The sequence below is a fragment of the Ottowia sp. VDI28 genome, assembly GCF_049532675.1.
GTDB lineage: Bacteria > Pseudomonadota > Gammaproteobacteria > Burkholderiales > Burkholderiaceae_C > Ottowia.
Map to the genome: position 1 here is coordinate 4,115,234 of NZ_CP149820.1, position 14,168 is coordinate 4,129,401.

Annotated in this window: 13 protein-coding genes; 9 read left to right on the forward strand and 4 right to left on the reverse strand. The window is 60.2% G+C overall.

Annotated features, from left to right (window positions below; translation table 11 throughout):
* Positions 1–90: 90 nt before the first annotated feature.
* From WJU18_RS19520 to WJU18_RS19530, 3 genes are all read left to right on the forward strand, one after another.
* Entirely contained in the window at positions 91–687 is a 597-nt protein-coding gene (locus tag WJU18_RS19520; RefSeq protein ID WP_423454933.1) for a hypothetical protein, read from the forward strand.
* Positions 648–2,222: a hypothetical protein gene (locus WJU18_RS19525; protein ID WP_423454934.1), complete on the forward strand. Its 1,575-nt coding sequence runs from the start codon at positions 648–650 to the stop codon at positions 2,220–2,222. Before WJU18_RS19520 ends, WJU18_RS19525 begins: the two co-directional genes overlap by 40 nt.
* A gap of 115 nt (positions 2,223–2,337) precedes the next feature.
* On the forward strand, positions 2,338–3,375 hold the full coding sequence (locus WJU18_RS19530; protein WP_423454936.1) for a porin: 1,038 nt from the start codon (positions 2,338–2,340) through the stop codon (positions 3,373–3,375).
* Between the two features lie 21 nt (positions 3,376–3,396).
* Here WJU18_RS19530 and WJU18_RS19535 read toward each other — a convergent pair whose 3' ends face one another.
* The gene (locus tag WJU18_RS19535; RefSeq protein ID WP_423454938.1) at positions 3,397–4,314 is read right to left on the reverse strand and encodes a crotonase/enoyl-CoA hydratase family protein; all 918 of its coding nucleotides are present in this window, start codon (positions 4,312–4,314) and stop codon (positions 3,397–3,399) included.
* 117 nt (positions 4,315–4,431) lie between these two features.
* On the opposite strand from WJU18_RS19535, the gene WJU18_RS19540 reads away from it, so the two are divergent.
* The 3 genes from WJU18_RS19540 (at position 4,432) to WJU18_RS19550 (ending at position 8,311) form a co-directional block, all read left to right on the forward strand.
* Positions 4,432–5,079, forward strand: coding sequence for a TetR/AcrR family transcriptional regulator (locus WJU18_RS19540; protein WP_423454939.1), 648 nt, complete (start codon positions 4,432–4,434; stop codon positions 5,077–5,079).
* Complete coding sequence (locus tag WJU18_RS19545) at positions 5,076–6,710, forward strand: AMP-binding protein (RefSeq protein ID WP_423454941.1); 1,635 nt, start codon at positions 5,076–5,078, stop codon at positions 6,708–6,710. The genes WJU18_RS19540 and WJU18_RS19545 overlap by 4 nt, the downstream gene beginning before the upstream one ends.
* A gap of 128 nt (positions 6,711–6,838) precedes the next feature.
* Positions 6,839–8,311, forward strand: a complete 1,473-nt coding sequence (locus WJU18_RS19550; RefSeq protein WP_423454942.1) for an RNB domain-containing ribonuclease — start codon at positions 6,839–6,841, stop codon at positions 8,309–8,311.
* Between the two features lie 44 nt (positions 8,312–8,355).
* Here the strand turns inward: WJU18_RS19550 and WJU18_RS19555 are convergent, their stop codons facing one another.
* The 3 genes from WJU18_RS19555 to WJU18_RS19565 form a co-directional block, all read right to left on the reverse strand.
* The gene (locus WJU18_RS19555) at positions 8,356–9,642 is read right to left on the reverse strand and encodes a sensor histidine kinase (RefSeq protein ID WP_423454944.1); all 1,287 of its coding nucleotides are present in this window, start codon (positions 9,640–9,642) and stop codon (positions 8,356–8,358) included.
* Entirely contained in the window at positions 9,591–10,016 is a 426-nt protein-coding gene (locus WJU18_RS19560) for a hypothetical protein (protein WP_423454946.1), read from the reverse strand. The genes WJU18_RS19555 and WJU18_RS19560 overlap by 52 nt, the downstream gene beginning before the upstream one ends.
* A gap of 183 nt (positions 10,017–10,199) precedes the next feature.
* Positions 10,200–10,826: a DUF924 family protein gene (locus WJU18_RS19565; protein ID WP_423454948.1), complete on the reverse strand. Its 627-nt coding sequence runs from the start codon at positions 10,824–10,826 to the stop codon at positions 10,200–10,202.
* 98 nt (positions 10,827–10,924) lie between these two features.
* Between WJU18_RS19565 and fusA the strand changes: the two genes are divergently transcribed.
* The 3 genes from fusA (at position 10,925) to WJU18_RS19580 (ending at position 14,007) form a co-directional block, all read left to right on the forward strand.
* On the forward strand, positions 10,925–12,976 hold the full coding sequence (gene fusA / locus WJU18_RS19570) for an elongation factor G (RefSeq protein WP_423454949.1): 2,052 nt from the start codon (positions 10,925–10,927) through the stop codon (positions 12,974–12,976).
* 162 nt (positions 12,977–13,138) lie between these two features.
* Complete coding sequence (locus tag WJU18_RS19575) at positions 13,139–13,942, forward strand: hypothetical protein (RefSeq protein WP_423454951.1); 804 nt, start codon at positions 13,139–13,141, stop codon at positions 13,940–13,942.
* Entirely contained in the window at positions 13,897–14,007 is a 111-nt protein-coding gene (locus tag WJU18_RS19580) for an LPXTG cell wall anchor domain-containing protein (protein ID WP_423454953.1), read from the forward strand. The genes WJU18_RS19575 and WJU18_RS19580 overlap by 46 nt, the downstream gene beginning before the upstream one ends.
* Positions 14,008–14,168: the final 161 nt, after the last annotated feature.

Consider the following 14,168-nt stretch of genomic DNA (forward strand, 5'->3'; position numbering starts at 1 on the left):
TTGAGATAACAGGGGCGGAAGGATTCCGAAAGGCGCCAGCCACGGAGGTTGGTCCGTTCCTGGCTCCCTTTCCGCTTCCAAGTGACCGCCATGACGCCCTATTTGCAAACAGCGCGCAGCTACCTGCTCGGCCGCCAATTCGATACCTGTGAAAGCTGGCTCCTCGGCCTGCATGATGAGTACCGCCGCAACCCGGACAGCGAGGCCGAGGCGGCAGCCATGCGGGCCGGCGAAAGTGCGCTGCGCTCCATCGGTGAAGCCACCGCGCAATGGCTTCGGAAATCCCCCGACAGCTATGCCGCCTTGATGATGCGCGGCCACTACCTGTGGGCTTGCGGCAGACAAGCGCGCGGATCTACGTCGGCCAGTCAAGTCTCCCGGGGGCAATGGAGCAGGATGCATGAATGCTTCAGTGAAGCTTGCCACCTGTTCCATCGTGCGGCTCTGGGCGCGAAAAATCCCGGGCTTGCACTGTCCATGATCGGCCGGATGGTCTGGGTGGGAGGCGACTCGGTCACCGAAGGTTTAAGCTTTCCTGGGGGCGGGACTGGTATGCGTATGGCCTTTCGGCAGACCCAGCCTCCCATGCGCTGCGGGTGGCCCGGTTGCATGGGCTGCGCCCGGAATGGGGCGGCTCGGAAGAAGCCATGGCACGCTATCTGCCGGCGCCGGAACATGCGGCGTTGACACCGCTCGGACGGCAGCGGTTGGAGCGCATGTCGAAATCGGTGCTCGGGTTTTATCGCTTCATGTTCCAGGGCCAGCGGGAAGCGGGCCGGCGGCTGATCGATGAGGCGATCGCGCTGCTGCCGCAAGATGCCTTTGGCTACTACTGGCGGGTGTTGATCGACCGCTGCGAGGGCCGCTACCAGGACGCGATCGAATACAGCGGCAAAGCACTTCAGTTGGATCCGGACTATACGGACATTCTCTGGGAAGGCACGCAAGCGCGTTGGGCTCACGACAAGAAGGACCCGAAAATCCTGCCGCAACTGAAACGCCTGGTGGCGCTGGGGCATGAAGAGGCGTTCCTCTCCCTTGGCGATTATCTGGACACGGTGCTGGACGATGCCGGCGGAGCCTATGACGCCTGGAAAAAAGGCGCGGACGAGGGGCTGGCGCTTTGCGCGCTAAGGCTCGCCGAGGTAGCTTATGGTCAGGGGCGCGGCGTCAAGCAGGATGGCGACCAATCGGTCTTCTGGTATTTGCGCTCGTACCAGCTCGGCTGGCATGGGGCGGTGGCCAATGCCTACTGGCCGGTGATTCAGGGACGCGCACCAGGCTACAGCCTGCAGACACTGGCCCCGACGCTGATCGAGGCAGCGAACGTGCACGGCGAGCATTTCTCGCACGGCCGATTGGCCGACGCCATCGAAGACCAAGGCCTGCGCTACAACGAGTCGGGCCTGGTACGGCTGACGCAGACAGCGCTGGCTGATGACCCCGAGGGCATTCAGCTGTATCTGCATCACCTGACAACGGCGGCGGAACACGGACATGCCTATTCCCAAGTGAAGCTGGCACAGCTTCATCGCCAAGGGCAAATGGTGGAGCAGTCTTCCGAACAGGCTGAAGACTGGCTCCGGGCCGCCATCGACGGCGGCTCCGGTGCCGTCGCAGCCAACGGCAAGCGGCTACTGGCCGAAATGATCCAGACGGGCGAGACCGGGAACGGCGAGACGGCGCAGACGGAAGCAGTCGAGCTCTTCCAGGCCGCCTTGAACGAGGCCGGTGAGAGCGACGTGGCGGGCCAGTGGGCGCTGGTCGGGCTGGCGCGTGCCCATGACCGTGGCCTGGGCGTCAGGAAAGACCGCGAAGCCGCCCTCAAGTGGGCCGCGCGTGCCGAGAAGGCGGGTGTGAAGCTGCCCGATGACCTGAAGCATCTGTCTTTCGATAGCAACCATAGCGAATCCATGGGGCGTTCGCTGCTGCTGCACGTGATCTTTGGCCCGATCGCGCTGCTATGGGCCTTTCTGGTGGGTTTGTTCGGCAAGCGGTTCCTGGGCCGGATCATCAAGTGGGCCCTGCTGGGCGCTGTATCGCTGTTCCTGTTCTTTTTCGCGCTGGGCGCCTACCAGGCGTGGAAACATCCCGATGCGCGGGCCGCCCCGACGCCGGCCAGTACGCCGGCTGCGCCCAAGGACCCTGATGCCAAGCCGACCCTCCTGGAGAGGATCAAAAAGAACGCCGACAAGCGGAAAGCCGGAGAAACGGCACCCTGACCTCGCTGCCTGCGTGGCGTAAGCGCCGCATTCCTGGCTTTTTGTGGGCATCCCGTATGGCGTCATGCTTGATGCGGGGCCAAACTCGGGAGTTGACTGCCGGAGTTGGAATTCCATGAAGAAAAATACCCCTACCCTTGCCCTCGCTGCCCTGCTGGGCCTTGGCTTTACAACGGGCGCCTATGCCCAACCCACCGTGGAACTGACCGGGCTGGCCGATATGTACGCCGGCTCCATCCGCATGGCGGGCGATGCCAAGAGCCGGTCCGTCGTGGACAGCGGCGGCATGACCACCTCCTGGTGGGGCCTGAAAGGCAACGAAGACCTCGGTGGCGGCCTCAAGGTGGGCTTTGCCTTCACCTCTTTCATGCGCATGGGCAACGGCGCTCTGGGACGCTTCGACGGGGACACCCCGTTTTCGCGGGACGCCAACATTTGGGTAGGCGGCAACTTTGGCCGCTTGACCATCGGCCGCGCCATGGCCCCGAACTTCCTGCCCACCATTCTGTTCAACCCCTTCGGCGATTCCTTCGCTTTCTCGCCGCTGGTGCTGCACGCCAACGTGCCGCTCTTCAACGGCACCAACTGGGGAGCCACCACCCCGGCTGACACGGGATGGTCGAACCAGTTGACCTACACCACGCCGAGCGTCGGCGGGCTTCAAGCCAACCTGCACTACCAGTTCCGCGGCGATGCCGGTCCCAACAACAGGTACAACGCCGGCGCCAACGTTCTTTACTTCAATGGCCCGCTGGCGCTCACCGCGTTCTATGAGCGGGCACAGGTGAACAACCCGGTGGCCACTGTCTTCGCCGACGGCTCCACGCGCACCGACTGGATGCTTGGAGGCTCCTACGACTTCACCGCGGCCAAGGTGTTCCTGACCTACGGGCAGGCCAGGAACAACGTCACCGACGCCAGGAGCAAAACCACCTCCGTCGGCGCATCCGTGCCGCTCGGAACCGGCAAGCTGCTGGCCGCTTATGCCCATACGCAGGACAGCGGCCTCGACAAGACGCGCCGGACAGCCACGATCGGCTACGACTACCCTCTTTCCAAGCGCACCGATCTGTACGCCAACCTGATGAACGACCGCATCTCAGGCAGCAGCAGCGGCACGAGCTTTGGAGTGGGAATGCGGCACCAGTTCTAAAGTCAATAGCGCGAACAAGCTCTAGGAGCGTGGGGCAGACGCACCCTTGGCGCTTTCCATGCGCGCGATTTCCGCGCGCGCCTCATCCCCTTCAGGAATGGGCCTCCCCGAGTCGCGCCATTGCACGGCGGCCTTGAAACCTTCGGTCTGCGCATAGCGCCGGAACCACAGGCCTTCAGGGTTGTGCCGCGTGATGCCGTCGAATACCGTGGCAAGAGTCTGCCCCTGCTCCAGCCCCATATGGAGCATGACCTGGTTCACCACCAGCTTGTGCATGGCCAGATGGCTGCTCGGCACGCCCGCAATGCGTTCGGCCAGCCGCAGCGTAGCGGCTTCCAACTCGGCCTCGTCGACCGCGAAATTGGCCAGGCCCCATTCCGCCGCCTGGGCCCCTGAAATCACGTCGCCTGTGAACATCATCTGCTTGGCGCGCAGCGGCCCCAGCCGGTGCGTCCACATGGCCGTGGTGGGGCAACCCCACACACGGGTCGGCATGTAGCCGATGCGAGCGTTGCTGGCCATGACCAGCAGGTCGCAGCACAGAGCGATATCGCTGCCACCCGCGACGGCGGCACCATGCACCTTGGCGATCGTGGGCTTGCTGCAGCGCCAAAGGCTCATGAAATCCTCGGTGTTGCGCTTCATGAATGCGTAGTCCACCATCGGATCCCAGGGGTATTTCTCCTGTTGGCAGGGGTGCTCGATCTCCTGTTCAGCGGTCTCGGCCAGATCGTAGCCGCCGCAAAAACCTTTGCCAGCCCCTTCGACCACGATGACGTGGATCTCCGGGTTGTCCTGTGCCCATTCCACCGCCTGGCGTATTTCGCGCGGAGTCTGGTTGTTGATGGCATTGAGCCGTTCTGGCCGATTGAGCAAAAGACGAGCAATGCGGGGATTGCTGACGTCGGCCTCAATCTTGAGCGTGGTGTATTGCGGCACCTGTCCTCTCCTTCAATTAATGGCAAGTCACATGAAATTCACAGTCAGCGTTGACTATATTTTTAAATCAATTTACAGTCAACACTGACTGTCACTCAATTCAACAAAGACCGGCCAATGAACAAGGATGAGACTCCCGCCGAAGGAAGCCGTGTTCGCGAGCAGCAAAAGGCCGCCACGCGGGCGCGCATCATGTCCGCCGCCGTGGGATGCCTGATCGATCTCGGCGTCGCGCGCACCACCACCCTGGAAGTACAGCGCCGCGCGGAGATCAGCCGTGGCGCCCTGCTGCACCACTTTCCCACGCATACCGACTTGATGTGTGCCGCGATCGACACCATCGTGGCGCGCAACGAGCAAGCGGTAACTACCCGCCTCAAGCGCAAGAGCCCATCGGCAGATCCGGTGGAGCGGGTCATCCATGTCCTTGTGGACAGTTTGAAAGAGCCCACGTTTCTCGCCGAAATCGAGTTGTGGGTCGTCTCGCGTACGGACAGCGAACTGCGCACGGCCCTGGTGGCCGCCGAACGCAAGGCGTTGCGCGACAGAAAGCGCGTGCTGGACGAAATCTTCTCGCCACTGAAGGCAGCGCCCGCCTATGACGTGGTGGTCAACCTCAGTCTGGAATTCGTCCGGGGCCTGGCCATCTCCGGCATCTTGCGCAGCAACCCCGAGTCAACCACCGTCCTCGTGCAGCAATGGATCTGGGCTGTAAAGCAGTTGCTGCATCTGGACCCCTCCGTTCATGCTACCCGGAAAAAATGACCTCTACCGCAAAGACATTGACACAGTCGTATTGGCCTGCGGACGATTCGCGGCCTTTGCTCGAAAAGACCGAAGGCGATGCCTTGCGCGAAGCTGCGGCACTGGCCCCGGATCGGCTCGCCCTTGTGGAAAAGGCGCCTGCGGGCTGGGCCTCTCTGACGGGCGCGGACCGCACGGACAGACGCTGGACCTACGCCGGATTGCTCGATGACGCGCGCTCGTGCGCCCATTGGCTGCTGCAGCGCTTCAGCCCCGGTCAGCGCGTCTGTGTCTGGGCGCCCAACGTTCCCGAATGGGTGATCTTGCAGTACGGCGCCTCGCTGGCCGGTTTGGTGCTGGTCACGGCCAATCCAGCCCTGCGCACGGAGGAGCTCCGGTACGTGCTGCAGAAGTCCCGTGCCAGCGCCCTTTTCCACACGGACCAGTTCCGGGGCTCCGGCATGGCCGCCATGGCCGCGGACGCCGTATTGGACACCTCGGTGGCTCTGGTCTCCTTCACCGGCTGGCTGGAAAAGGTGCGTGGCGCTCCGGCCTATGGCGTGCTGCCTCAAGTCAACCCGCGCGGCCCGGCGCAGATTCAGTACACCTCCGGCACGACGGGCCACCCCAAGGGCGCACTGCTGCATCGCATGGGCCTGGTCACCAATGCAAGCTACGTCGCCGCGCGCGCCGGGCAGCACCAGGATGTCTACGTCTGCCCCATGCCGCTCTTTCACACGGCAGGCTCCGTCATGAGCGTACTGGGCTGCGTGACCACGCTCTCCACCCTCGTCCTGATCACCGCCTTCGATCCAGGCCTCGTGCTTCAAGCCATTGAGGACGAGCGCGGAACCCGGCTGGGTGCCGTGCCCACCATGCTGCTGGCCATGCTGGAGCAGTTGAAGACCAGAAAATACGGCGTATCGAGCCTCAAACTGGCCATGTCCGGTGGCGCGCCCGTGCCTGTGGCGTTGACCGAACGCCTGCATAAGGAGCTCGGCTGCGATCTGGTGACGGTCTTTGGACAGACGGAACTGAGCCCCATCGTGTGCCAGACATCGCCCAGCGATTCGGCCACGGACAAGGCCCACACTGCCGGCAAGCCGCTCTGGAACGTTGAGGTACGCATCGCCGGCCCCGACGGCACAGTACTGCCCATCGGTCAGGAAGGAGAGATTCAAGCGCGCGGCTACCAGAATATGCTTGAATATTTCGATGAACCCGACGCGACCCGCCAGGCCTTGCTCGAGGACGGCTGGCTGCGTACCGGCGATCTGGGCACCATGGATGAGCGCGGCTACTGCAAGATCACAGGCCGTCTCAAGGACATGATCATTCGCGGCGGCGAAAACATCTATCCGGCCCAGGTGGAAACCGTGCTCATGAAGCATGAAGCCGTGGCAGACGCAGCCGTCTTCGGCATACCCGACGACCGCTGGGGTGAGCAGGTGGCCGCAGCTGTTCGTTGGCGCACCGGCGCGGAACCTTGCTCGGCGGAAGAACTCCGGCAGCACTGCCGCCAGCATATCGCCCCGCACAAGGCCCCGGAACATTGGTTCATGTGTGATGCCTTCCCCCTGACCGGCTCAGGCAAGGTACAGAAATTCCGCCTCAAGGACTTGGCGCGCGACGGCGCCCTGCACAAGCTCTGAGAACGTGTTCTAAGAACGCCTGAGCAGACCGCGCAAATTTTGCACACATCTCAAGGGCGGCCGCTCCGCTAAGATCACTTTCCAAGCGTGGCCGCCGGCCGCGCGCTGATCTCACGGAGCCCTGCCCCATGCACCTGCGCCCCCATCAGAGAGAAGAGCTGGCCGACCTGGCCGTCGCCGCCATGCGTGAGCGCGGGCTGGAGCCGGAATTCTCGAACGCCGCACTGAGCCAGCTTGAATCCATCACCGGCTCGGGCAATGGAAGCACATCAGGCGTCGCCGATATGACCGGCTTGCTATGGTGCTCGATCGATAACGATGATTCGCGCGATCTCGATCAGCTTTCGGTCAGCGAGGTGTTGGCAGGCGGCGACGTCAAAATCCTCGTGGCCATTGCGGACGTGGACGCCCTGGTAGCCAAGAACACGCCGATAGACCAGCACGCCCACGCCAATACCACCTCGGTCTACACCTCAGCGCGTATTTTTCCGATGCTGCCGGAAAAACTCTCCACCAATCTCACCTCGCTCAATCCTGGCGAAGTGCGCAACGCTACAGTGACCGAAATGGTGTTCAAGCCCAACGGTACGATGGTGCGATCCAGCATTCAGCGGGCGCGTGTGCACAACAAGGCGAAACTGGCCTATGACGCTGTTTCCGCCTGGCTCGACGGCAAAGGCCCCTTGCCGGATGCGGCAGCCCGGGTTTCAGGCATGGAGCAACAGTTGCGTACACAGCACTCGGTGGCACAGCAGTTGCGGGCCATGCGGCGCGAGAAAGGTTCGCTGGAGTTCCAGACCTATCAACCCAAGGCTGTCTTCGAGGGTGAGCAAGTGGTGGACATCCGCCAGCAGGAGCAAAACCACGCCCGCCAATTGATTGAAGAGTTCATGGTGTCCACCAACGGCGTGGCGGCCCGCTACCTGGGCAGCAAGCACCGCTCATCTCTCCATCGCATAGTGCGCTCGCCCGAGCGCTGGGCGCGCATCGCCGAAGTCGCGGCCGAGTACGGCGAAACGCTGCCGCCTGAGCCTGATTCGTTGGCGCTGGAGAACTTTCTGGCCAAGCAGCGCCGGCGCGACCCCTTGCGATTCCCCGATTTGTCGCTGGTCATCGTCAAGCTGATGGGACGCGGGGAGTATGTGGTGGAAAGACCGGGTGGACCGAAGATCGGCCATTTTGGCCTGGCGGTGCGCGACTACTCTCACTCCACAGCCCCCAACCGGCGCTTCCCCGATCTCATCACCTTGCGTCTGATCAAGGCTGCGTTGTCCAGCGAGCCCGCGCCCTATTCCAACAATGAACTGGATCTCCTGGCGGCTCATTGCACCCAGCAGGAAGATGCAGCCAACAAGGTAGAGCGGCAACTGCGCAAGTCCGAAGCGGCCATGCTGCTCGAATCACGCATCGGCGGCCTATTCGATGGCGTCGTGACGGGTGCGTCCAAGGGCAATATCTGGGTGCGCATCTTCACGCCACCAGCGGAAGGTAAGCTGATCGTGGCGCGCGGTAAAGCCGTGAAGGTGGGCGACAAGGTGCGCGCCAAGTTGGTCTCCACCAACGTGGAGCGCGGGTTCATCGATTTCGAGATGCTGAACTAGGACCGCTGGTGGAGCAAGGGCAAAGTCCTTGTATGACGTGCGCGCTATGACTGTCTTTGAGTGTATTCCTTGCTCCGCAATGCCAGTGCCTGTATGCCGGAAAAATCGAACTGCTCCAACATTCTGTTGAGCAGCGCAACGAATGGCGCATGGGCGGCCTCTTGGCAATGGCATTCGATCCAGTTTTCAATGTCTGTGAGACGGCCATGCTGCGCCAGGTTGGCAAGTTCATTCAAGGCCAGCTCCTCCGGCAGGGCCTGGCCGGTCAAGACCGGATCCTGCGGCAGTTCGCCATAGCGTGCCTCGCGTTGAGGGACAACAGACCAATTCGAATCAGAGTCCCTGATCGCGGGAATGGACAGCGCGAAAGAGAAGGTCGAGCCCTCACCTAGGGTGCTGGATACGCGCAAGGTGCTGCCCATGGCCGAAAGAATCCGCTGGGCAATGAGCAAACCCAGTCCCGTGCTTCCGCTTGTGGCCTGTATCTGCTGCAAAGCGCCGAATATATCGACATCGAGAGGCAAATCAATCCCTATTCCCGTATCGCTGACGGCAAAGTGTAGAGCGCTCCCCTCTTCTTCAGACTCCAAAGAGACAGACAGGGTTACAACTCCATCGTGTGTAAATTTTGCAGCATTGGAGAGCAAATTCAGGAGCACCTGCTTCAGGCGATTACCGTCCAAGCTAATCAACTTGGGAACTCTTTCCGGAAGTTGGCGGCGGAAGCAATTTTTCTGCCCTGAACACAAGGTGATCGCATACTCTGAAACATCGTCCAGCAAGAAGAGAAAATCTGTTTCAGTGGGATTTATGGCAAGTGGCGTTAATTCCAATTTTGAATAAACTTGCAACTCATCGATCAGACCCAATTGATATTTAATGTTACGCTGAATTGATAGCAACGACTTTCGCTGTGCCTCGGTGGCATCATTAAGAAGCAGCTCCGCATATCCAGAGATAGTCATCAGAGGGGCACGCAGGTCATGACTGATATAGCCCAAGGTTTCTGTTTTCTGTTGATTTTTCTCCCTAGCGTCAAAAATCGATCTTTGCTGCAACAGATGAGTTCCATTAATCATCAAGCAGATAGCCGTCAATGGCATTACTGCAGAAAAAACAAAAATGTAGGCAATCTGAATAAAGGAAGAAGATTCTGCCGGACCTGTAGGTACCAGGCTTGGTATGAACAAGGTGACGCAGCGGATTAGGTAGACCAGGCACTCGATCGCTAGCGATGTCGAAAGTAGACGATTAATGAATGACTTATCACCATGTCGAATCACGGTGAAGAATTGAATGAAGATAAAGATGAATAGAAAAAAGTAAAGCACGTCAGCCTACGCTGATAATTTGGATCTCCCCACATGAACCAAAATACCAAAACCTCAGAAATTGCAAGGCACGATATTATCAAATACAACATCAAGGGCTGGCGATAAAATTTCCTGATGCCAAGCGTTTGTATAGCCACACCCAATATCAACAAATGATTCCCAATGGACGAATAAGAATAAATGGTTGGATAATTGTTAAACCATCCGGCATACAAACAAACTGCCACAATCGCGATAAAAAACCCCAACGTGTAAAGGCCAATTCTTTTTACACCAATCTGACGAATATGATTGGACAGAAGTAGAGGAATCAGCACAAGCGCTGAAACAAAGGCAGACGTCGCAAAGAACATGTTGTAGTTGATGGTCATTTTTTGCTCGTCGTCAAACCATTTTAGAATTCACACTCTTCTTTGGGCTCAAACAATGGGAGTTTCGATTAAACCCCTCGACTTGCCGGGACGAATGGAGCCCGCATCGAGAAGCTTATGCAAACCCACGCGACGCGCCAAAACCTGAGGTTTGGCTTCCGAAAATAGGAACTGGCGCTGGAATCAGAATCCCGCGCCGGGCTGCGCCAGATACTCCGACTCGGCCTGGGTACTGCTGCGGCCCAGAATGGCATTGCGGTGAGGGAAGCGGCCGAAGCGGCGGATCACATCGCGGTGCCGCTCGGCGTAATCGAGATACGAACGCAGGGTGTCCTGCATGCTGCCCTGAGCGCCGACTGACTCGGCATCTGCCAGCAGCGCCTGAAAGGCCTCGACACTCCGGTCCTGCCGCGCCAGATCTTCAGAATGCTCCAGGGGCAGGTAAGTGAAGGCCCGGGCCATGAGCGGCACGTGATGGTCCCAGCCTTGGGCCCTGCCATGTTCTGCCCAGCGCAGCGCCGCGGCATCGCCTGAAAAGCTCTCGGGCCGGCCCCGATAGACGTTGCGCGTGAACTGATCGAGCACGATCAGCAAGGCCAGCCAACCGAGCGGTTCTTTGGCCCAGCCGTCCAGGTCGCCCTTGCGCGCAGCCTCGATGGTGGCCCCGAAGCGTTCGCGCACCTCGGCATCGAATGCGTCCGATTTGGTGAACCATTGGCTCTGCACCTGCTGCGCCGCAATATCGGTGGGCGGGCAGGCGCCGAACCAGAAATTCAGCACCTCTTCAAACTTCACGGGCGAAGGAGTCATGGCCCTATTGTGGCACTGCAGCCAATCGGGACACTTGCCGGGGGCACTTGTGCTGTACCCGTGACACCGTTACTCTCCGATCCAAGGAGACTTTGACCATGCCCGTCACAGCGTCAGAATCCGTACAGGCCATTCGCAACCTCGCGTTGGTCGGTCCCGCCGCAACCGGCAAGACCACACTGGCCGAGGCGCTGCTGCACCAGACCGGCGCTATCGGAACCTGCGGCTGTGTCGAACGCGGCACGACAGTCAGTGATCACGATGCCCTGGAGATCAAGGCGCAACACTCGCTTCAGTCGTCCTTGATGCACATGGCGCTTGCGGATGTCCGCATCCACCTCATCGACACGCCGGGCGCTGTTGACTTCCTTGGGCAAAGCCTGGCAGCCCTGGAAGCCGTGGAAACCGCCGCCATCGTGATCAACGCGGCGACGGGCATCGAGCCCATGGCCCAGCACATGATGGAATATGCCGCCGAATGTCAGTTGGACCGCCTGATCATCGTCAACAAGATCGACACTCAGGATGCCGATCTGCCTGCGCTGCTGGCAGAGATCCAGCAGACCTTCGGCAAGGAATGCCTGCCCGTCAACCTGCCCGATGCGGGCGCCACGAAAGTCGTCGACTGCTTCTACAACCGCGAGGGGCACAGTGATTTCGGTACCGTGGCGGATGCGCACCGCACTCTGGTCGAGCAGGTCGTGGAAGTCGACAGCGATTTCGTGGACCGCTATCTGAACGATGGCGATGTGGATGCTTCCGAGCTGCACGCCCCCCTGGAACAGGCATTGCGCGAAGGGCATCTGATTCCCGTGTGCTTCGTGTCGGCGCGCAGCGGCGCAGGGATCGCCGAGCTGCTGGATGTCATCGTGAAGCTGCTGCCTGACCCGTCCGAAGGCAATCTCCCCGACTTCCTGAAGGGAGAGGGCCCGCAAGCGCGCCTGATGCACGCCCAGCCCGATCCGGCCGCCCATGTGCTGGCCCACGTGTTCAAGATCAGTATCGACCCCTATGTGGGCAAGCTGGCCTTTGTGCGCGTGCACCAAGGAACGATCGTGCCCAGCATGCAGCTCTACATTGGCGATGGACGCAAGCCATTCAAGGTGGGACATCTGTTCCTGCAGCAAGGCAAGAAGCACGTCGAGATCAACAGCGCGGGCCCAGGCACCATCTGTGCCATCGGCAAGATCGACGATCTTCACTTCGACGCTGTGCTGCATGACGCCGCAGAGGACGACCATATCCACCTCAAACCCCTGCCTTTCCCCGTGGCGGTGCATGGCATGGCCATCAGCCCCAAGCGCCGGGGCGACGAGCAAAGGATGTGGGAAATCATGGGCAAGCTGGTGTCGGAAGACCCTTGCCTGCGCATCGAGCACGCGCCCAGCACCAACGAGACCATCGTTTACGGCTTGGGAGAGCTTCATCTGCGCGCTCTGCTGGAACGGCTGCGCGAGTTGTACAAGTTCGACGTGGATACGCATCCCCCGCGCATTGCCTACCGGGAATCCATTACCGCTCCGGCGGCGGCCCAGTACCGCCACAAGAAGCAATCAGGCGGGGCCGGGCAATTCGGCGAAGTACATCTGCGGGTCGAGCCTCTGCCGCGAGGAGAAGGTTTCGAGTTCGTCGACCAGGTCAAGGGCGGCACCATCCCGGGCCAGTTCATTCCCGCGGTGGAAAAAGGTGTCCGCGAAGCCCTGGCCGATGGCGTCATCGCAGGTTTTCCCGTGCAGGACGTCCGTGTGATCGTGCACGATGGCAAGCACCATCCCGTCGACAGCAAGGAGATTGCTTTCATCACGGCCGGCAAGCGCGCCTTCCAGGCGGCCATCCGTGAAGCTCAGCCGGTGGTCCTGGAGCCCATCGCACGGGTTCACATTACCGCACCGGAAAGCGCCATGGGCGCCATCACGGGGGATCTATCGGCGAGGCGCGGCATGGTGAGCGGTACCGGCAGCAACAGGCTGGGCCAAATGACGGTCACTGGCCAAGCACCCATGGCGGAACTCGCTGATTATCAGAGCAGGCTGAATGCCATGACCTCGGGCCAGGGCCGCTACACGCTGGCTTTGGCGCACTACGAAATCGTTCCTCCCGCCATTCAGCAGCAACTGACCCGCGAGCACAAAGCGCCTGCCGAGGAATGAATCGCCTCCAGCCGTGTATTAAGGCAGCAACAACAAGCCGGATTCAAGTGGTGGGTTGAATATTAACCTCATTACAAGAGGTTAATATCAACTTAGAATGGTATCGATATATTAGCCTTCTTTAGCGCCAGCCTTCTGGTGTAAAGCTTTTGGCTCCAGTATATGCCGGCCATCAAAACCCATTCCACCACTGAAACCGAGGGAGCGACATCCGTGAAGGTAAAACCATCTTTCAAAACTGCTGGCGCCAGCGCCGCCCTGCTGGCACTGCTGGCTTTTGGCGCATCGGCACAGGCGCAAACTGGATTCACCGAAACGTTCGGTACATTGGCTCCTCCTACAGATCGGACGGACAACGACTACGTGGACTTTACCTATGCGAACACCGGCGCAGTGGTGGACGATCACTACGCCATCATGCGGCCGGAAGCCGTCGTCAGCTCCACCGGAAGCGCCTATTGGGTGGATTTGAGCAGCGACCACACGGGTGATCTCAACGGTGCCTTGATGGTGCTCAATGCAGGCACTTCTACCGGTGTCTTCTACGCGCGCGACTTCAATGTACAAGCGGGCCGGATGTACCGAGTGGAAGGTTGGCGCTATGTGGTTAACTCCAACCTTGCCGCCAACAACGGGCCGCTGGCCTGGAAGATGGCGATCAGCGGCGCTTCAGGCGTACCCACTGTGGACTCTGGGAACCTCAACAGCGTGAACAACAACCCGGCGAATCGTGCATGGGAAAGCAGCACTTTCGAGTTCACGGTGCCGCAGGATTGCGCAGCCAGGGGCCGCACCATCAACGCGCATCTGGATATTTCCAACCAGACGGCACAGACCAGCGGCAACGACCTGTACGTGGACGACATCTCGGTGACCGACATTGGCGCCGCGCCCAATACCTGCCCCCTCCACCTGCCTCGGTGCCCACCCTGGACGTTGCAGGCCTGGGCCTGCTGGGCTTGCTGAGCGCCGGACTGGGTGGCTTGGCCCTGCGCCGCCGCAAAAAAGCGGAATCGGCTGATCGCAGCTAAATTCATCGTATCTATCTTGCCTGGGCCAGCCTTGCGCTGGCCTTTTTCATTGCCAAGCCGAAATACTCAACTTTTTATTTGCAAAATATCTTATTTATTTGTTTTTATACAAATGTTGAGAATTTGGACCAGCAGCCCTGCGCCTGTTCTTGCACTCAAAT